Here is an 18,210-nt window from a genome sequence, read left to right on the forward strand (position 1 = left end):
CGGCGCGTTCCGGGCGCTGCGGTCAAGTAACAGCCAGCGATAAAAACTGTACGGGTTCACGGTACCTGATACCCTGCCGGCAATACCGAGGAGCCTGTAATGCCCCGTTCCCACGCCGCCCTGTGGCGCGATCCGGCCCTGGCACATGTCGAGAGCCGGCGCGCCTGCCACAGCCGGGCCTGCTACAAGGCCCACAGCCACCCGACGTTTTCCATCGGTGCGGTGGATGCTGGCCGCAGCCATTTCACCGGGGCTGCCGACGGGCAGCAACACTTGGCGCCCGGCACGCTGGTACTGGTTCCGGCCCACCGCGTGCATGCCTGCAACCCGGCCCCCGGCCTGGCGTGGAGCTATCAGATGCTGCATGTGGATGCCGACTGGCTGACGCAGTTACGCCTGGAGTCGGGCCTTGGCGGAATCGAAGCTGGCGAACCGGTGCGCATCTGCAGGGAGGCCGAGGTATATCGGCAGTTCTGCGCGCTGAACAGGTTACTGTTTTCCAGTGCCTGCAATGGCGAGAAAGATGCGGCGCTGATTGCCTTTCTGGGGGACCTGGACTTTTCCGCGCACCCACCGCTGGCAGCGGCCCCCGCCCTGCAAGCCGCCACCTTGAACGGGTTGCTTGCACGCATCGAACACCAGGACCCTGCGCAATTGAGCCTGGAGGTGTTGGCGCGGGAGGCCGGGCTGGGGCGCTATCAGCTGATCCGCGCGTTTCGTGCGGCTACCGGGTTCACGCCGCATGCCTACCTGCTCAATGCCCGGGTCAATCGTGGGCGGCAGCTATTGAGTGAAGGGCTGGCCCTGGCGGAAGTGGCCTACCAGCTTGGCTTTGCTGACCAGAGCCATTTCCAGCGGGTGTTCAAGGCCCATGTGGGGGTTACACCGGGGCAGTACCGCGGAAACTGAAGGCTGCTGCAGGTGCAATATTGTTCAATACGCCAGAACGGGCCCGGCAGCAGACTGCGGTTTTTTCCGTAGAGCAGCCCCTAATGCAACAATTCATGATCATCGCCCTGGCCCACTTCCTTGCCCTGCTCTCACCTGGCCCGGACTTTTTCCTGGTCGCACGCAACGCGATCAGCAGCGGCTGGCGCATCGCCAGCGGCGCCTGTTTGGGCATAGCGCTGGCCAATGGCGCGTTCATCGTCATCGCCTTCACCGGGCTTTCGGTACTGCAGCAGGGCAGCCTGCTGTTCAGCGCCCTGCAACTGGCCGGCGCCAGCTACCTGCTGTACATCGGCGTGCTGTTCCTGCGCCATGCCGGGCAAACCAGCCTGGGCACAGTCGCCGGCAGCCAGCGGGTGCATGGCTGGTGGCGCAGTTTGGGCATGGGCTTCTTGTCTGGCATCCTCAACCCCAAGAACGCCCTGTTCTATGCCAGCCTGGCCAGCATGGTCGCCAGCGTCAGCCCCGGCTGGAAAACAGCCTACGCGCTATGGATGTTCAGCATCGTCCTGCTATGGGACTTGCTGGTTGCCGTGGCCATCGGCAACCAGCGGGTACTGCGGCGCTTCGCCCGCAGCCTGGCGTGGCTGGAGCGGGCCTCGGGGGTCATGCTGGTGATGTTGGCAGGGGCGTTGTTGCTGCATCTGGCCCGGGGCTGACTTGTTGCAAGGTGCGCATGTCGACCAAGGTGAAATGGCCGCTGGCCCAGCCCCCCGTGTCCAGGTGCCACACATTGCCTAGCAGCTTGGCCTCCAGCACCGGGGTGTGGCCGACCAGCAGGGCTCGCAGGCCCTGCACCGGTTGGGTGTCTCCCTCTTTCAGGCGCCGACGCGACCACTGGCACACTTGGCGCACCTCAGGGTCGTCATCCAGCTCCAGCCAGGAGCGTAATACCGCCCAGTCGGCAAACGGGCTGTCGGCATGCAGCAGGCCTACCAGACCGTCTGCACTCTCCACTTCCATGGCAATCGGCAACTGCTCGAAACGCTCCACGAAACGCAGTTGCTCGCGCCGCGGCAAGTCAAGGAACCAACCCCCCCCGGCGGCGCGGTACATGCCCAGGTCGAGCCGCCCACCGCGCACGCGGGTGATTGCCAAGGCCTCATGATTACCCTGGACGGCATGGAACCAAGGCTGGGCCAGCCAGTCCAGCGCTGCCTCGCTGTGCGGCCCACGGTCGACCAGGTCGCCCACGCTGAACAAGCGGTCCACCGCCGGATCGAACCCTACCGCCTCCAGGCATTGCTGCAGGCGCTGGAAGTGGCCATGGATATCGCCCACGGCCAGATCCCGTCCCCGGATATTGGCGATCAGCCGCCGAAACCGTGCCATTACAGTGTTCCTCCGCTGGTAGCACCCTGCCCGCCTTCGCGCGGGCCGTGCGCATGGCGCTGTCACTGGACAGCATGGCACAAGGTACCGTGGCTGCGCAGGTTGGGAGGCGTTTTGCTGCGCACCCCAGGCTTCCTGAAAAACCCTTCACTGGAACAGGCGTTGGTGCCGGTAGTATGCTCGGCACGTCAATCTTCACCAGGGAATGGTTCTGATGAAACTGTGCGCCGTACAACTGGCCTCGCTCAAGGGCGATTTGCCAGGCAACCTCCAGCGCCATCTGGTTTGCATCGAGCAGGCTGCGGCCCTGGGTGCCGAACTGGTGGTGTTCCCCGAGCTGTCGCTGACCGGCTATGAGCCGAGTGTGGCGCGCCAGGCCGCCCTGCCCGTCACCTCCGCGCGCCTGGACCCGCTGCAGGCAGCCTGCGACCGCTTGGGCATTACCGTTGCCGTGGGCCTGCCATTGCCGACGCCCGACGGCATACGCATCGGCATGCCCATCTTCTGCCCTGAAGCGCCGCGCCAGGCCTATGCCAAGCAGCGCTTGCATGATGATGAGCTGCCTTACTTCACCCCAGGTGATCAGGCATTGCTGCTGGAGGTGGGTGAACACCGGGTGGCGCCGGCGATCTGCTACGAATCGATGTTCCTGGCGCATGCCGCCGTGGCCCGCGAGCGCGGTGCCGAGTTGTACCTGGTCAGCGTTGCGAAAACCGCCAAGGGTATCCGCGAGGGATATGCGCACTACCCAGAGGTGGCACGCGAGCTGGGCATGCCGGTATTGATGGCCAACTGCGTGGGGCCGGCCGACACCTTCATCGGTGCCGGCGGTTCTGCAGCATGGGACAGCCAGGGGCACTTGCTGGCCAGCCTGGATGACCACAGTGAAGGGCTGATCGTACTCGACACCCGCAGTGCCAGCGCGATCACCCTGCCCTTGAACCCGTACCTTGCATGATCTATCTGTTTCTAGCGTTGCTGAGTTACGCCTGCACCTACTGCCTGGTCGGTTTGCTGATTCAGGGTCAACTTGCCGATGTGGCCGAGGGTTTGCGCCATCGGCCCGATGCGCCTACGCCCGGCGAGTACCTGCGTGAGGTCGAGCCCCGCGCACGTCAGGCCCGGCGGCAATACACCCTGATCGCCGGTTCGGTGCTGGCCGTGCTGGCCTGCCTGATCGCCAGCGGGTTCGGTTGACGCCTTACAGGTCCAGTGCCAGGCTTTGCCGCCCTTCCAGCGCCAGCAGATACTGCTTGGCCGCCAGGCCACCGGCAAAGCCGGTCAGGCTGCCCGACGCGCCGATTACCCGGTGACAGGGAGCGATGATCGAAATCGGGTTGCGGCCATTGGCAGCGCCAACCGCGCGTACCGCCCTGGGGTTGCCGAGCTGCCGGGCAATGTCGCTGTAGCTGCGGGTTTCGCCGAACGGTATCGCCAGCAATGCGGCCCACACCTGGCGCTGGAACTCAGTACCGGCAAAGTCCAGCGCCAGCTCGAAACGCTGGCGCTTGCCGTCAAAGTACTCGCCCAGCTGGCGAGCGGTTTCCCGCAATACCGGGCACTGGTCGTCCCGGTGCAGTGCGCCCAGGCGTACGCGGTTTTCCCGCTCCTCTTCCCACAATACGGCTGCCAGGCAATTGCCACGGGCCACAAGGGTCAGCATACCGACGGGCGATGGCATGATCGTGAATGCGCTGGACATAGCCGGCTCCTGCAAGTTGCGACCGCCCAACTGTACGCATCCACAGTCTTTCATGCACCCGCTTTCTTGCTCAGGTAACTGCACAGCCAGCAATGTGCCGCGCCTGGCTGAGCGTGACCTTGGGTATCAGCTCAGCGGGAATGCGTGATGTTGCCGACAGGTTGTAGACGTGGAAATGCTCGCTGACCACTTCCCTGGCCATCAGCTTCAACGACGGCAGGATGCGGCTGTCCCAATGCTGGTCGAGTCCGCACGGCGAAGACGGGCCCTGGCCGTCCTCGTAAAAGCGCCCGACGCTCTGGTCGAGGTCTACCCCCACCAGCAACACTTTCTCGAAGCCCAGGTGATAGGCCAACTGCAAGGCCACATAAGCCACCGTGCGGGCATCGAAAAAGCCATGGGCCATGTCTTTACTGAAGGCAATCGAGCGGCTGCGTTTGCTCCACAGTGCCCGGTTGCACACGCAACTGTCACCATGGCCGCGCAAACCGTCCAGCAGGCTCGGCATGTCGGCTTTGTGCAAGGCATAACACTGGGTGTGGGCTGGCACATCGGCACGCGCATACTGCTCAGGCCACAGGGCCAGGCGTTCGCTGTCGCGCACGGCAGTGGCGAACAAGGCCGGCTGTTGCTGGCAAAAGCTTTTGTCGGTGCACACGTAGAAGAAGGGTTTGATGCCGTGTTCGGCGGTCATGGCGACCGACCCGTTCATGGCGATGATGGGCAAGTGCGCAAACTCGCCCAGCGGAAAATGTTTGGCAGAAGCGCCGGAGGCAAGGATCACCACGGGGCCCTGCTGGGAATTGCGACACGCCTCGAAACCGGAGAACGCCCCGCGTTCAGCGCTTGGCTGCGACGGAAGTGTGTTCATCAATGGCATCTTTAACTGGACAGTACAAACCACAATACTGATCCGTGTATATGCCGTGGCCGCTTTTACCTAACTTTACCTGGGTGAACTCAAGTCAACCGCCATTCCCTTGTTTGGCGGGGTTTTGGGGCTGCTGAGCGCGCGGGCAAAGCCCCCGCCAGCAACAAGATGGGGCGCAAGGCGCCCCCAGGCATCGCAAGCCACATCTATATTGCAGTCTGGCGAATGCGTTTCTTGTCGATCTTGCCGACACTGGTCTTGGGGATCTCGTCCACACACCGCACCTGCCGCGGTATCGCCCATTTGGCCAGGTGCCCGCTGTCAACATACGGCTGCAGGTGCCTGGCCAATGCCGGCTGGTCCAACTGCACACCGTCATGACAGACCACCAAGGCCAAAGGTTGTTCCCCCCACTGTGGATCAGGAATACCGATTACCGCGACCGAGGCGACGGACGGGTGCTGGCTGATCAGGTTTTCCAGCGCCACCGAACTGACCCACTCGCCACCGGTCTTGATCACGTCCTTGATGCGATCGCGGATGCGCACCACGCCCAGCGAGTCGATACAGGCCAGGTCACCGGTGTGCATCCAGCCCCCCAGCCACAGCGCCGCGCCTTGCTCCGGTTCGTGCAGGTAACCCTGGGTCAGCCAAGGCGCGCGCACCACGATTTCGCCCAGGCTTGCGCCATCGTGCGGTACTTCCCTGCCCTCGCTATCGACGATACGCAGGTCCACCAAGGCAATCGGCACACCGGCATCGATGCGCAGCGGCAGTTGCTGCGCCATGGGCTGTGCCAGCAAGTCGGTGCTCAGGTGGGTGATGCTGAGTAGCGGGCAGCTTTCCGACATGCCGTAGCCACAATGCACACTGATGCCGCGCCCGCTGGCACGCTGTGCCAGGCTCAGCGTCAGGGCGCTGCCGCCCAGCAGCATCTTCCAGCCGGTCAGGTCAGTGCAGCGCCCTTGCTCGCTGTCGAGCATCATCTGCAGCACCGTCGGCACGCAATGGGAGAACGTCACCCCCTCGTCATGGAACAGGCGCACCAGGCGGTTGGGCTCGTAGCGCCCGGGGTAGACCTGCTTGATGCCCAGCGCCGTGGCCACATAGGGCACGCCCCAGGCATGCACGTGGAACATGGGCGTGATCGGCATGTACACATCGCCGGTGCGCAGCAGCGCTACCTCGCCACACGCGGCCAAGGTGCCCTGCTCGACCAGGGTATGCAGCACCAGTTGCCGGTGGCTGAAGTACACACCCTTGGGGTTGCCGGTGGTACCGCTGGTGTAGAACAGTGTGGCCAGCGAGTTTTCGTCGAAGTCGGCAAATTCGAACTGTGGCGCTGCAGCCGCCAGCATGGCTTCGTATTCGCCCAGCAAAGGCACTGTCTGCGCGTCGGCAGCGCCGTCGCTGAGGCGGATGATGCCCTCGACTGCCGGCAGGTCGGCGCATAGCTGCTGCATCAATGGCAGGAAGTCGTCATGCACCAGTACCCACCGATCCTCGGCGTGGTTCATGGTGTAGCGCACCTGCTCGCTGGACAGCCGCACGTTCACCGTATGCAACACCGCCCCCAGCATCGGTACGGCAAAGAAACATTCCAGTGCCCGGTGGCTGTCCCAGTCGAGCAATGCCACCGTGTCGCCAGGCTTGACCCCGGCCGTGGTCAGCACGTTGGCCAGCCGTTGGATGCGTTCCAGCAACGTGGTGTAGGTGTAGCGCAGCTTGTCGGCGTAGACGATTTCCTGGTTGGGCTGGTAGCGCACACCCGACAGCAGCAGGCGTTTGATCAGCAGCGGATAGGCATAGGCCTGCTCGGCCCGGGGCATGACGCGAGTGGTGAGCATGTTGGCGGCCATCACAGTTGCTCGGCCTCGAGCAGGTACAGGCTATCGCTGCCGGCCCTGACACTGGCGCTGAGCGAGTGGATGCGTGGTAGCAGGCGTGCAAAGTAGAAGCGCGCGGTACCGAGCTTGCTGAGGTGGAACGGCTCAGGTGCCGCCTGGCCCTGGCACACCACGGCCATGCGCGCCCACAGGTAGGCGTAGAAGGTGTAGCCAAACACGTGCAGGTACTCCACCGCCGCCGCGCCAAGCTCGCGCGGGTTGCCTTGGCTGCGGTCGAGCAGCCAGGCACTCAGTTCGTCAAGGTTGTGCACGGCAGCCAGCAGTGGCGCACTGAACTCGGCGTGCGCCACTGGCAGCGCCTGGGCAAAGCTGACGATTTCGTCAGACAGGCCACGGTAGGCCTTGCCGCCATCACCAAATAGCTTGCGCCCTACCAGGTCGAGCGCCTGGATGCCATTGGTGCCTTCGTAGATCTGGGTAATGCGGCAGTCACGAATCAACTGCTCCTGGCCCCACTCGCGGATATAGCCGTGACCACCCAGCACCTGCTGGCCGTGCAGGGTAGTCTCCAGTCCCATGTCGGTGAGGAAGGCTTTGGCGACCGGCGTAAGCAACGCCACCTTGGCCTCGGCATTGGCGCGTGTAGCCGGGTCGTCGCTGTATTTGGCCATGTCCAACTGCAACGCCACGTAGGTGGAAAATGCCCGCCCGCCCTCGTTCAGCGCTTTCATGGTCAGTAGCATGCGGCGTACGTCCGGGTGGACGATGATCGGGTCGGCATACTGCGACGGCGCTTCAACACCCGACGGCGCGCGGCCTTGCAGACGATCACGGGCATAGGCGATGGCTCCCTGATAAGACCGCTCGCCCAGCGCCAGCCCCTGGATACCCACGCCCAGGCGCTCGTAGTTCATCATGGTGAACATGGCATTGAGGCCCTTGTTCGGCTCGCCGACCAGGTAGCCGATGGCGCCGTCGAAGTTCATCACGCAGGTGGCCGAGGCCTTGATGCCCATCTTGTGCTCGATCGAGCCGCAGCTCACTGCGTTGGCCTCGCCAAGCACGCCGTCGGCGTCGACCAGCACCTTGGGCACCAGGAACAGCGAGATGCCTTTGGGGCCGGCCGGTGCATCCGGTAGCCGCGCCAGCACCAGATGGATGATGTTCTCGGTCAGGTCCTGCTCGCCGCCAGTGATGAAGACCTTGGTGCCGCTGATGCGGTAGCCGCCGTCGGCGAGGGGTTGTGCCCGGGTGCGGATCAGGCCCAGGTCGGTGCCGGCGTGGGGCTCGGTCAGGCACATCGAACCGGCCCAACGCCCTTGGTACATGGGTGGCAGGTACAGCGCCTGCAAAGCCTCACTGGCATGGTTGAGCAGTGCCAGGCAGGCCCCGGCGGTCAGCATCGGGTACAGGCCAAACGACAGGTTGGCGGCATTGAGCATCTCTTCGAGTTGGGCACCGATCACCTTCGGCATGCCCATGCCGCCGTAGGCCGGGTCGCCGGCCACACCGACCCAGCCGTCAGCGGCAAATGCCCGGTAGGCATCGGTGAAACCGTCGGGCGTGCGTACCTGGCCAGCCTCCCAGCGGCAGCCCTGCTCGTCACCACTGCGGTTGAGCGGCGCCACTCGCTCGGCAATCAGCTTGCCGGCCTGCTCGAGTATGGCCCGGGCAGTGTCACCATCGACCACCTCGGCCAGTATGGGCGTTTGCGCCCACCAGGTCGGGATGTCGAACACTTCGTTGAACAGAAAATCCATGTCGCGCAGTGGCGCAAGGTAATCAGACATGAGGCGAGCACTCGGTTTCTTGGGTTTGCGAAAGCGCCGGCGCCTGGGCATCGGCAGCTGCCAGGGCGCCCTGGCCGCGCAGGAGGAAGTGCGACAACGCGGGTATCAGCACCAGCGCGCCGAGCATGTTCCACAGGAACATGAAGGTCAGCAGCAGGCCCATGTCGGCCTGGAACTTGATTGGCGACCAGGCCCAGCCGGCTACGCCAGCGGCCAAGGTGATACCGACCAGCCCCACCACCCGACCGGTGAAGGCCAGGGCTTTCTGGTAGGCGTGGGCCAGGCTCAGGCCGGCGCGCTGGTAGTGCAACTGCACGCTGAGCAGGTACAGCGCGTAGTCCACGCCAATGCCCACCCCCAGGGCGATCACCGGCAAGGTGGCGACCTTGACGCCGATGCCCATGGCCACCATCAACGCCTCGCACAGCACCGAGGTAAGCATCAGCGGCAGGATTGCCACCAGCGTCGCTCGCCAGCTGCGGAAGGTGACCAGGCAGAACAGGGTCACCGCCAGGTACACCAGCAACAGCATGCGGTGGTTGGCCTCGCGCACCACCTCGTTGGTGGCGGCCTCGATGCCGGCGCTGCCGGCGGCCAGCAGGAACTGGTGGTCAGCATTGCTGTTGGCCTGGGCGAAACGCTCAGCCGCTACAGCCACCTGGGCCAGCGTGTCGGCGCGGTGGTCCTTGAGGTAGGCGATCACCGGCATCAGCGAACAGTCGTTGTTGAACAGCTCCGGGGCGTTGACCGAGGCTTGCTGGGCGGCGTAGTTGAGCACGTCCTGGTTGCGCTGAAGGCTGTTCAGGCGCGCGTTGCCTTCGTAGGTACCCGCAGTGATCTGGCGCACCGCGTTTGCCAGCGACACGGTGGTCTGCACACCCGGCAGTTGCTGCAGCTCCCAGGCCAGGCGGTCGGCGAGGATCAGTGTCTGGTATTGCAGGCAGCCTTCGGGAGCCGTCTTGACCATGACCGCGAAGATATCGCTGGACAGTGCGTAGTGCTGGGTGATGTAAGCGTTGTCGAGGTTGTAGCGCGAGTCCGCACGCAGCTCGGGGGCGCCACTGTCGAGGTCGCCGATCTTCAGCTGGAGGCTACCCCAGGTGCCAAGGGCGGCCAACGCCAGGGCAGCCAGCAGTGCAGCACTGGCCCACTTGCGTTCGGTGAATCGGTCAAGCAGCGCCCACAGCCGGCCGAAGCCACGGTGCTGATCCGCGCGAGCATCGATACGTAGCGCTCGCTCGGCAGCCTTGCGGCCTACACCGACATAGGACAGCGCCACCGGCATCAACAGCAACGAGGTAAAAATCAGCACCGCCACACCAATGCTGGCGGTGATTGCCAGGTCCTGGATCACCGGAATATCGATCAGCATCAGCACCGCAAAGCCCACGGCATCGGCCAGCAGTGCGGTGACCCCGGCCACGAACAGGCGGCGGAAGGTGTAGCGGGCGGCAATCTGCCGGTGCGTACCGCGGCCTATGTCCTGAAGGATGCCGTTCATCTTCTGCGCCGCGTGCGACACGCCGATGGCAAAGATCAGGAACGGCACCAGGATCGAATACGGGTCGATGGCATAGCCCAGCCAGGCGACGATACCCAGCTGCCATACCACCGCAGTCAGCGAACACACCACCACCAGCAAGGTGCTGCGCACACAGCGGGTATAGCAGTAGATGATCACCAGGCTGGTCAGCACAGCCAGCGCAAAGAACGCCATCACCTGGATCAGGCCGTCGATCAGGTCACCCATCAGCTTGGCGAAGCCGATCACATGAATGCGGTACTGGCCGCTGGCCTGGTACTGACTGCGCAACTGTTCGAGCTTTTGCGAAAAGGCATGGTAGTCCAGGCCTTTGCCGGTGGCTGAGTCCTGGTCCAGCAGCGGCACCACCAGCATGCTCGACTTGAAGTCGCGCGCTACCAGGCTGCCGACGATGTTGGCACGCTCGATGTTCTGCCTTAGCTGTTCGATATCACCGGCTGCGCCTTGATACCCGTCAGGCATGACCGGGCCGCCCTGGAAACCCTCCTCGGTTACCTCGGTCCATCGCACCGCCGGGCTCCACAAGGACTTCACCCATGCCCGGTCCACGCCTTGGCTGAGGAACAGTTCGTCGTTGATATGGCGCAGGGTCTGCAGGTAACCCGGGTCGAAGATATCGCCGTGGGTGTTCTCTACCACCACCCGGACCGCATTGCCCAATCCGCGCAGCGAAGCGCGGTTTTCCAGGTAGTTCTGTATGTAGGGGTGGCTCTGCGGCAGCATCTTGTCAAAGCTGGGGCGCAGCTCCAGGCGCGTCGCCGCCATGAAGCCCAGCACCAAGGTTGCCAGCAGCATGCACAGCAGAAATGGCCAACGATGGTTGAACACCAGGCGTTCCAGGCAATTGCCCGAGCGTGGGTCGAAATCGGCGAGGTTGCGGATTACCGGAAGCGTATCTTGGCGGGTAGCGGCCATCAGGGTCTTCTCTTGTCAGGGGTGCTGCGTGGGGTTACCGGCCTGGTTGCGCACGCCACGCTCGCCCACCAGCACCAGGCCGTTACCGGCATCGCTGACGAGTGCGGTGACTGGGCTGCGGGGGCTGTGGGCTACCGGGCTGAAGCTGGCGCCGTCATCGCGGCTGAGCAGCAGGTCACCGGCCTGGCTGGCAAGCCACAGCTGCCCGTCACGGTCGATACCGGCGGCGGTGAGGCTGGTGTTGATCCGTGTGTTGATCAGTTGCCACTGCTGACCGCCATCGGTACTGCGATAGACGTGGCCGCGCAGGCCGTATATCAGCAGCACGCCGGGCTTGCCGACGGCACCGAACAAGGTGCCGGCGTAGGGTGTGCCAACGCGAGCGAAGCGCTTGCCGTCCCACTTCAGCAACAGGCCCTGCTCGCCCGTGATGAACAGCTCGTCGCCCACCGCGGCCAGGCTGGTCAGGTGCAGGCCTTGCGGGTTGTCGCTGTGGTCGAGCCACGGCTGCCAGTGCTTGCCGCCATCCGTGGTGCGAAGCAGCAGGTTGAACACCCCCACCGCGTAGCCCGTGCGGGTATCGCTGAACCACACGTCGAGCAAGGCATTGTCGGTGCCCGCGCCTGGCAGCTGTTCGGCCAGTACCCGGCCGTCCAGCTGTTTTTGCCAGTGCATGCCACCGTCACGGCTGTGCAGGACCACACCGTCATGGCCCACCGCCCAGCCCAGCTCGGGCGTGGCGAAGCTCACCGCATTCAGGTCGGCGCTGACCGGCACCTGGGCTTGCTGCCAGTGCGCGCCGTGGTCATCGGAATACAGGATGTGCCCGCGCGGGCCGACCGCGACCAGGCGCTGCCCGGCCCAGGTCACATCACGCAGGGCGCTGCTGCTGGCAAGGGCGCTGGGCATGGCGGGCACATCCAGCACATCGGTGAATGGCGCTGCCTGGGCCGCGCCATGCAGCGCAACCAGGGCCAGCATCACCACGCTGCATCGTTTGAAGACAGGCATTGGAACCTCTGCTCCGTGCGTTTAGCGAATGCCGTTGCCGGCCAGCGAATCGGGCGACCATTGGGTTTTCGACAACGGGTCGATGTAACGGATGCCGCCGTAGGCACCGACCACGCCGTTGAGGTTGTAGGTGCCGCCGATGAGGTCGTAGATCATGAACGGCGTGGCGTCCGGGGTCTGCTTGTCATAGCTCTGGGTAAGGAAGGCGAACGAACCCCGGTACAGCTGGCCACGGGCGTCGTACTGGTCCGAGGCCAGCGCGATCCAGCTGTCCTCATCGAGGTAGAAGCGGCGCTTGTGGTAGATGTGACGCGCGCCGTCCTTGAGCTTGCCTTCCACCACCCACACGCGGTGTTTTTCCCAGCGTACAAACTGCGGCGCCAGGTGATTGGGGGTGATCAACTGCTTGACGTCGGTGTTGTAGGTCAGCCGGTAGGTGTTGTAAGGCACATACATTTCCTGCTTGCCGACCAGGGTCCAGTCGTAGCGGTCCAGCGCGCCGTTGAAGACGAACACGTCATCGTAAGTGCCAGAGCCGGAGGTGCCCGGGTTGGGCGTGTCGTAGGCCAGGTTAGGCGCCAGCTTGACCCGGCGCTGGCCCGGCAGGTACTGCCAGGCGCTGCGCGGCTGCACCAGCGGGTTGGCAGCGTCGCGCAGCATCATTGCTTCACCGGCACGGCGTGCGGGCCCGGTGTACACCAGTTTCATCTGGTAATAGGTGTCCTTGGCGCCGATCGGCTTGGCCATGTCCTCATAGATCGGGTAACTGATGTGCGCCTGGCCGGTGGTCGACAATGACGGTTTGCCAGCAGCATCGACGTTCCAGGAGTCGTACTTGGCGGTCATGCTCACGCCCTGGTAGCGCAGCAGGAAGTTCCACATGGCCTCGGCGCCGTTCTGCGGAATGGGGAACGGAATGCCCGGCAGCACATTGTCCACGGCAGTGCCGCCCTCCTGGCTTCTGGCGCCGGTGGCATTTTTGCGGGTGTTGTCCAGCACCGCCTGCGGCAGCGCGACGCTGCGGTGAGTCGGGTACACGTCAACGTGGTAGCTGGGGTAGCGCTTGAGCAGTTCGAGGGTAGTGGCGGTCAGTTGCCCCTTGTACTGATCGGCATTCTTGCCATCGATGACCAGCAACGGCTTCTCGCTGGCAAACGGGTCGGGGCGCATGCTGGCGCCGCTCTGATAGCTGGCCGGCGGGGTAAGCAGGCCGCCTTGGTAGGCCGGGATGGAGCCGTCGGCATTGCCGGCCTTTTCGGCGCCGAGGGTGGTCAGGTTGTTGCCCAGGTGTGCAGCCTGGTCAGGAGAAACGGCAGCCTGGGCGGCGTTGAGCGCGGCCAGCGACAGGCACGAGGCCAGCAGGGTACGTACGAAGATCATGATGGTTGTCTTCCTGTGTAGGCGGTAGGAAACAGGACTCAGAAGGTCGTCTTGACGGTCAGGTACAGCGCGCCACGGTCTTCGGTGGTGGCGCCACCACCGGAGAAGGAGGCGTAGCCGCCGCCGTAGCAGGTGTAATCCTGTTCGCCGTCCAGGGCATTGGGGGTGCTGCCGTCGGTCTGGCCGTCCTTGCAGGCCTTGGTCTCACCTAAGCTGTCGACGTACTTGAGGTCGACGAAGTACTGGTTGTAGATCGCGGCGCTGAAGCCCACCGCGTAATTGCCGGTGTTTTCGGCGCCGCCGCCTTGCACCGGCGAGACACCGTCCAGGCCGACGTTGACCGACAACGGCATGCTCAGATCCATGCCCGGCAACACCTGGTACCAGGTGGGGGTGAAGTTGACGGCGATACCCCAGTTGTCGCGGGTCGCCTTGTCGATGCCGCGGTAGCTGCCCTTGCCTTTGTACAAAGCCTCGTTGTGGCCATCGAGCTTGAGCAGGTTGCTGTAGAATAGCTCACCGAGCAGGGTTGCCGAGTCGAACAGCGGCGTGTCACCCATCGTCATCAGGCCGTTGACGGTGAAATGCAGGGTGTCGCCAGTGGCGCTCAGGCTGTCACCATCCTTGGGTACGTCGTAGACCACCCCGCTGCTGGGCAGGCGCGACGGCAGTAAACCGAAGCCACCACCCAGGCCACCTTGGCCGGGGGCACTGACGATTGCCGGGATACTCGCCAACGGCATGTTGTGGCGGATGTTGAGGTCGCTGCCGACGCTGATGCCGGCCACATCCTTGGACAGGCTCAGGCCATAGATGTCGATGTTGTCGGCGTAGGCGAACTGGTAAGTGGTGCTTTGCAGCGAGTTGTACAGGTTACCGACCGCCCCTTGGCGGCTGCCCGGCGGGTTGCCGAAAGGGCCACTGGCCACGGTCATGCCGCGCGCATCGAGCCAGGCCTGGGGCAGAATCTCGGACGTCTTGCGGTAGTAGAAACCGAGGGTGCCGCCCAGCCATTGCGGCGACCACCTGGCCATGATGCCCCAGTCGCCGCTCTTGCCGGGCGTCAGGTCATGACCGCGGCGGATGGTGGTCAGCGCTCCGCGCACCGGGATCAAGCCCGGGGTGCCGGTGTGGCCGAGCAGGAAGCTCTGCGCGCCCTCGCCTACCACATCGGCGCCGCCATAGTAGGTGCCCACTTCGGGCAAGCGGGCAGCATCCCAGTCGAAGAAGTACTGCGCCCCCAAGGTGAGTTCGGAGTTGACCAGGAACGAGGTCGACAGTTGGTTGCGGGGGACGAACAGCTCCTTGGCCTCGGTGCCTGGCGAGGCCGCCAGCTTGGCCAGGTCCAGGCCGGACTGGCCATAGCTCAGCGAATGCACGGGGTTGAGCAAGGTTTCCCCCCAGAACAGGTTGTGCTGGCCCAGCTTGGCACTGACCTGCGACGCTTCGCCGACATCACGGCTCATGAATACGAACGCATCCAGCACTTCGCCCGATGGGCCGTTGTAGTATCGCTGGGCGTAGTTGCTCAGGTGCGGGCTGCCCAGGGGTGTGCCAGTACCCGGCAGGCCATTGAGGCTGGGGCTGATGCCCGACTGATCACCGTTGCCATTGACGAACGGGTTGCTGTTGGAGCCGGTGTTGTCGTAGGCCTTGTCGTACCAGCTGGCAGTGCTGACGCGAAAACCGGTGTTGCCCTGATACACCACATCCAGCTCGGTCAGCAGGTCGACCCGGTTGGTGATGTTGGTGCCGGCCTTGCGGAAGTTGTAGTCACCGTCGTTGCTGTTGGGCGTGCCCAGCATGCGCTTGTCGGCGCTTTCCGTGCGCACGCCATAATTGTATTTGACGGTATTGTCGAAGCGCACGGCCCAGTCTTCATTGCCGGTCTCGACTTCGACGGCCTGGGCGGCGGGCAGCGTGAGCAGGGCGACGGCGCAGGCGAGCAGGCAGCGCTGTGGCTTCACGGCATGGTGAATGCGGTGTTCTGGCATTACGATGGCTCCACGTATTGTTATTGTTTTTTACGCCGCCCGTCTGTTGCGGGCGTGGCTGGGGCGTCCATGCGTTACTACAGGGTTTCGGCGTCCAGACGGCGGATCAGGGCCTCGGCCAACGGCCAGGGGCCGAAACCGGAAGCCGGGTTGAGATGGCCGACGGCGCCCAGGTTGACCAGCTCACTGCCCCAATGGCGGGCAAGTTCGCTAACGGCGGCGTAGCTGGCCAGGTGGTCATTGCTACTGGCCGCGACAATGCTCGGGAACGGCAGCGCCGTGGTTGGCAACGGCGACCAGCCCTGGGCGGCCAGGCTGGCCGGGCTTGGGTAGTGCGCCGGCCATTGGGCATTGAGGTCTGGCGGTGCAGCCAGCAAAGCCCCCTTGATCGGCCACCCGTAACGCGCGGCCCAGTGGGCGACCATCAGCACGCCGGCACTGTGTGCCACCAGCAGCACCTGGCCGTCGATCTGCTCCAGTTCGCGCTGGATCGCCTCGACCCGGGCGTTGCAGCAAAGGCCGTCAACCTTCAGCGGCGGTACGCTGCGCACCTTCGCCAGGCGGCTGGCAAGCAGCGTCTGCCAATGATCGGCGACGTGGTCGCGCAGGCCAGGGACGATCAACACGGTGGCAGTGGTTTGCAGTTTTTCCACGGTGAACCTCGTGTGCGGTGTAGCTGTTGAGGTTCACAGTAAACAGCCCTCCCCCCGGGTGCTTCACATTGGGCGTCAGGTACTTTTCATTTGATGACAATGGCCCGAACAGGGCTTTGCTTTTCAATTGATGACACGCAGGCTATAAAACCCGTGCACCTGCAAGCCAAGTGCTTTTTGTCGCAACAGCCTTGTGCTGCTGCCTGAAAGCGCCAGGTTGCCTGAACAATAGGGATAACAATAAAAATGCCTGCCCTCGTCCGCGCCGCCAGCTTGACCAACTACCTGGAAGTGTCCCGCCACCTGGGCCTCAACCCCCACACACTGCTGGCGCAGGTGGGCCTCAGCGCGGCGTTGCTCGACGACCCCAACCGGCGTATCCCGGTGGCCAGCGTGATCAACCTGCTGGAAGCTTCCGCCAGCGCCAGCCACTGCGAGAGCTTCGGCTTGCGCATGGCCGAACTGCGCCAGTTGTCGGACTTCGGCGAAATCAGCCTGCTGCTCAGCCACCAACGCAACCTGCGCGACGCGCTGCAGGTGATCGTGCAGTACCGCCACCTGCTCAATGACGCGCTGGCCATTCATATCGAAGAAGCTGGCAAGACCGTGGTCATTCGCGAAGAGGTGATCAGCGAGCGCGCGCCCTGTAGCCGCCAGGCCACCGAGCTGGCTATCGGGGTGATGATGCGCTTGTGCGCGGCGCTGCTCGGCACGCACTGGCACCCGATCAGCGCCAATTTCACCCATGCGGCACCCGCCGACCCCGCCATTCACCGGCGCATTTTCGGCTGCACGCTGGTGTTTGGCAGCGAGTTCAACGGCATCGTCTGCCCTGCCGCCGACCTCGACAGTGCCAGCCCGCTGGCCAACGAAGCCATGGCCCGCCTGGCCCGGCGCTACCTGGACACGCTGCCGGCAGGCAGCGAGCCATCGCTGGAGCTGGAGCTGCGCAAGACCATCTACCTGCTGCTACCCATGGGTCGGGCCACCCTCGAGCAAGTGGCGCAAACCCAGGGCATGAACGTACGCACCCTGCAGCGGCGGCTGGAAGACAGCGGCTTGACCTTCAAGGACCTGATCAACAGCGTGCGACGTGACCTGGTGATGCGCTACCTGGAGAACCCCAGCTATTCGCTGGGTCGCATTGCCGATATGCTCGGTTACTCGATGCCCAGTTCGTTCACCCGCTGGTTCATCGCCCAGTACGGCATGCCGCCGGCCAGCTGGCGGGCACGCAGTGTCAGCCCTGCTCCCCAGGCCCGTCACCATCGAGGGTGATGAACACCGCATCACCCTCCTGCTGCACCGGGTAGCTGGCAACTTTCAACGCCTTGGAATTGACCAGGTAGCCGCTGGCCAGGTCGAAGCGCAGGCCGTGGGCACAGCACTGGATCACCCGCCCTTCCAGGCGCCCGCCACACAGCGACGCCCCTTGGTGCGGGCAGCTATCGTCGATGGCATAGAGCGCACCGGCGACATTGAACAACGCTACGCTGCGGCCCTCGCAGGCCAGCAGCACCCGGCCATTGCGCTCCGGCAGCTGGCTGGGGTTCAGGGCGATACGCAGGCTCATGCCTGCACCCTCTCTGACAAGGCGTCGGTCATCGCGGCAAACAGCGCCTCGGCTGGCCGCACCCCGGCAATCAGAGGGCCCAGGTTGAAGCGATAACGTGGCACGGCACTGCCTGCACGCCCTGCACCGTCGAGGAACGGGCTGCCATCATCACGCAGACAATCGATTACCTGCGCGGCCTTTAGCCCGCAACTCTCAGCGATGCCGAGCAACGTGCGGCTATCGCCGAGGTCGCGGCCTTGGTGGAAATAGGCAATGAACAGCCGCTCCAGCAACGCTTGCTGTTGCGACGCGCCAAGCAGACTGCCGGCCCGCTGCATCAACCGGTGGGCGTTGCCGGTGTTTGGCATGCGGCAGATGCGCGAGAAGTCGATATCCTCCCCCACCACGCGGGCAGCGGCGCGCACCTGAGTCTGGCGCTCGCGCACTGCCTGCTCGCTGCCCAGGCGTTGAAGGTAGAACTGTTTGAAGGGTACCCCATTGGCTGGCAGCCCCGGCAGCAACTGCACGCCCTGCCTGTGAACCTGCACTTGCACGTGTGGCTGCTCACGCTGCAACAGCAACAACGCAGCCTGCAAGTGCCGCTGGCCAATCAGGCACCAGGGGCAGACGAAATCGAAGAGCACCTCGATGGACAATTGCTGTTTCACA

Annotated in this window: 17 protein-coding genes; 5 read left to right on the forward strand and 12 right to left on the reverse strand. The window is 64.2% G+C overall.

Annotation, left to right across the window (positions count from 1 at the left end; all coding sequences use genetic code 11):
• Positions 1-99: 99 nt before the first annotated feature.
• Together ACI7M0_RS13595 and ACI7M0_RS13600 are read left to right on the forward strand one after the other, a co-directional pair.
• Positions 100-909 (forward strand): AraC family transcriptional regulator, encoded by an 810-nt coding sequence (locus ACI7M0_RS13595; RefSeq protein ID WP_104961781.1) that lies wholly within the window; start codon positions 100-102, stop codon positions 907-909.
• Between the two features lie 83 nt (positions 910-992).
• On the forward strand, positions 993-1,607 hold the full coding sequence (locus ACI7M0_RS13600) for a LysE family translocator (protein ID WP_104887572.1): 615 nt from the start codon (positions 993-995) through the stop codon (positions 1,605-1,607).
• Here the strand turns inward: ACI7M0_RS13600 and ACI7M0_RS13605 are convergent.
• Positions 1,555-2,280 carry a serine/threonine protein phosphatase gene (locus ACI7M0_RS13605; RefSeq protein ID WP_129932720.1) on the reverse strand — a complete coding sequence of 242 codons (726 nt, stop codon included), beginning with the start codon at positions 2,278-2,280 and terminating at the stop codon, positions 1,555-1,557. The genes ACI7M0_RS13600 and ACI7M0_RS13605 overlap by 53 nt on opposite strands.
• 214 nt (positions 2,281-2,494) lie before the next feature.
• On the opposite strand from ACI7M0_RS13605, the gene ACI7M0_RS13610 reads away from it, so the two are divergent.
• Both ACI7M0_RS13610 and ACI7M0_RS13615 read left to right on the forward strand, forming a co-directional pair.
• On the forward strand, positions 2,495-3,238 hold the full coding sequence (locus ACI7M0_RS13610; RefSeq protein ID WP_129932721.1) for a carbon-nitrogen hydrolase family protein: 744 nt from the start codon (positions 2,495-2,497) through the stop codon (positions 3,236-3,238).
• Positions 3,235-3,477, forward strand: coding sequence for a hypothetical protein (locus ACI7M0_RS13615; RefSeq protein WP_054888825.1), 243 nt, complete (start codon positions 3,235-3,237; stop codon positions 3,475-3,477). Before ACI7M0_RS13610 ends, ACI7M0_RS13615 begins: the two co-directional genes overlap by 4 nt.
• 4 nt (positions 3,478-3,481) lie before the next feature.
• Here ACI7M0_RS13615 and ACI7M0_RS13620 read toward each other — a convergent pair whose 3' ends face one another.
• From ACI7M0_RS13620 to ACI7M0_RS13660, 9 genes are all read right to left on the reverse strand, one after another.
• A complete protein-coding gene (locus ACI7M0_RS13620) occupies positions 3,482-3,982 on the reverse strand; it encodes a methylated-DNA--[protein]-cysteine S-methyltransferase (RefSeq protein ID WP_004576657.1) in 501 nt (166 codons plus the stop codon).
• A gap of 70 nt (positions 3,983-4,052) precedes the next feature.
• Positions 4,053-4,853 (reverse strand): lipopolysaccharide biosynthesis protein, encoded by an 801-nt coding sequence (locus ACI7M0_RS13625; protein ID WP_129932722.1) that lies wholly within the window; start codon positions 4,851-4,853, stop codon positions 4,053-4,055.
• A gap of 206 nt (positions 4,854-5,059) precedes the next feature.
• A complete protein-coding gene (locus ACI7M0_RS13630; RefSeq protein WP_256658230.1) occupies positions 5,060-6,700 on the reverse strand; it encodes a fatty acid--CoA ligase in 1,641 nt (546 codons plus the stop codon).
• 11 nt (positions 6,701-6,711) lie between these two features.
• Positions 6,712-8,490 (reverse strand): acyl-CoA dehydrogenase C-terminal domain-containing protein, encoded by a 1,779-nt coding sequence (locus ACI7M0_RS13635; protein ID WP_129932724.1) that lies wholly within the window; start codon positions 8,488-8,490, stop codon positions 6,712-6,714.
• Positions 8,483-10,948 carry an RND family transporter gene (locus ACI7M0_RS13640; protein WP_129932725.1) on the reverse strand — a complete coding sequence of 822 codons (2,466 nt, stop codon included), beginning with the start codon at positions 10,946-10,948 and terminating at the stop codon, positions 8,483-8,485. Before ACI7M0_RS13640 ends, ACI7M0_RS13635 begins: the two co-directional genes overlap by 8 nt.
• A gap of 15 nt (positions 10,949-10,963) precedes the next feature.
• Positions 10,964-11,959, reverse strand: coding sequence for a YCF48-related protein (locus ACI7M0_RS13645; RefSeq protein ID WP_129932726.1), 996 nt, complete (start codon positions 11,957-11,959; stop codon positions 10,964-10,966).
• Between the two features lie 21 nt (positions 11,960-11,980).
• Positions 11,981-13,339 (reverse strand): DUF1329 domain-containing protein, encoded by a 1,359-nt coding sequence (locus tag ACI7M0_RS13650; RefSeq protein WP_129932727.1) that lies wholly within the window; start codon positions 13,337-13,339, stop codon positions 11,981-11,983.
• 38 nt (positions 13,340-13,377) lie between these two features.
• Positions 13,378-15,333 carry a DUF1302 domain-containing protein gene (locus tag ACI7M0_RS13655; RefSeq protein ID WP_129932728.1) on the reverse strand — a complete coding sequence of 652 codons (1,956 nt, stop codon included), beginning with the start codon at positions 15,331-15,333 and terminating at the stop codon, positions 13,378-13,380.
• Positions 15,334-15,410: 77 nt separating this feature from the next.
• The gene (locus tag ACI7M0_RS13660) at positions 15,411-15,986 is read right to left on the reverse strand and encodes an alpha/beta hydrolase (protein WP_129932729.1); all 576 of its coding nucleotides are present in this window, start codon (positions 15,984-15,986) and stop codon (positions 15,411-15,413) included.
• Positions 15,987-16,232: 246 nt separating this feature from the next.
• Between ACI7M0_RS13660 and ACI7M0_RS13665 the strand changes: the two genes are divergently transcribed.
• Positions 16,233-17,264, forward strand: a complete 1,032-nt coding sequence (locus ACI7M0_RS13665; protein ID WP_064490590.1) for an AraC family transcriptional regulator — start codon at positions 16,233-16,235, stop codon at positions 17,262-17,264.
• On the opposite strand, the gene ACI7M0_RS13670 is transcribed toward ACI7M0_RS13665, so the two are convergent.
• Together ACI7M0_RS13670 and ACI7M0_RS13675 are read right to left on the reverse strand one after the other, a co-directional pair.
• Complete coding sequence (locus tag ACI7M0_RS13670) at positions 17,227-17,559, reverse strand: Rieske 2Fe-2S domain-containing protein (protein WP_020191133.1); 333 nt, start codon at positions 17,557-17,559, stop codon at positions 17,227-17,229. The two genes, ACI7M0_RS13665 and ACI7M0_RS13670, sit on opposite strands and share 38 nt — an antisense overlap.
• Positions 17,556-18,209, reverse strand: coding sequence for a DsbA family protein (locus tag ACI7M0_RS13675; RefSeq protein WP_129932730.1), 654 nt, complete (start codon positions 18,207-18,209; stop codon positions 17,556-17,558). The genes ACI7M0_RS13670 and ACI7M0_RS13675 overlap by 4 nt, the downstream gene beginning before the upstream one ends.
• Between the last annotated feature and the right edge of the window lies 1 nt (position 18,210).

Origin of the sequence: Pseudomonas sp. 10(2024) (assembly GCF_045164175.1) — a bacterium.
In the GTDB taxonomy this organism is placed as follows: domain Bacteria; phylum Pseudomonadota; class Gammaproteobacteria; order Pseudomonadales; family Pseudomonadaceae; genus Aquipseudomonas; species Aquipseudomonas alloputida.

Coding starts and splice junctions, on each gene's coding strand:
- ACI7M0_RS13595 (WP_104961781.1), top strand. CDS start 100: ATGCCCCGTTCCCACGCCGCCCTGTGGCGCGATCCGGCCCTGGCACAT.
- ACI7M0_RS13600 (WP_104887572.1), top strand. CDS start 993: ATGCAACAATTCATGATCATCGCCCTGGCCCACTTCCTTGCCCTGCTC.
- ACI7M0_RS13605 (WP_129932720.1), bottom strand. CDS start 2,280: ATGGCACGGTTTCGGCGGCTGATCGCCAATATCCGGGGACGGGATCTG.
- ACI7M0_RS13610 (WP_129932721.1), top strand. CDS start 2,495: ATGAAACTGTGCGCCGTACAACTGGCCTCGCTCAAGGGCGATTTGCCA.
- ACI7M0_RS13615 (WP_054888825.1), top strand. CDS start 3,235: ATGATCTATCTGTTTCTAGCGTTGCTGAGTTACGCCTGCACCTACTGC.
- ACI7M0_RS13620 (WP_004576657.1), bottom strand. CDS start 3,982: ATGTCCAGCGCATTCACGATCATGCCATCGCCCGTCGGTATGCTGACC.
- ACI7M0_RS13625 (WP_129932722.1), bottom strand. CDS start 4,853: ATGAACACACTTCCGTCGCAGCCAAGCGCTGAACGCGGGGCGTTCTCC.
- ACI7M0_RS13630 (WP_256658230.1), bottom strand. CDS start 6,700: ATGCTCACCACTCGCGTCATGCCCCGGGCCGAGCAGGCCTATGCCTAT.
- ACI7M0_RS13635 (WP_129932724.1), bottom strand. CDS start 8,490: ATGTCTGATTACCTTGCGCCACTGCGCGACATGGATTTTCTGTTCAAC.
- ACI7M0_RS13640 (WP_129932725.1), bottom strand. CDS start 10,948: ATGGCCGCTACCCGCCAAGATACGCTTCCGGTAATCCGCAACCTCGCC.
- ACI7M0_RS13645 (WP_129932726.1), bottom strand. CDS start 11,959: ATGCCTGTCTTCAAACGATGCAGCGTGGTGATGCTGGCCCTGGTTGCG.
- ACI7M0_RS13650 (WP_129932727.1), bottom strand. CDS start 13,339: ATGATCTTCGTACGTACCCTGCTGGCCTCGTGCCTGTCGCTGGCCGCG.
- ACI7M0_RS13655 (WP_129932728.1), bottom strand. CDS start 15,333: ATGCCAGAACACCGCATTCACCATGCCGTGAAGCCACAGCGCTGCCTG.
- ACI7M0_RS13665 (WP_064490590.1), top strand. CDS start 16,233: ATGCCTGCCCTCGTCCGCGCCGCCAGCTTGACCAACTACCTGGAAGTG.
- ACI7M0_RS13670 (WP_020191133.1), bottom strand. CDS start 17,559: ATGAGCCTGCGTATCGCCCTGAACCCCAGCCAGCTGCCGGAGCGCAAT.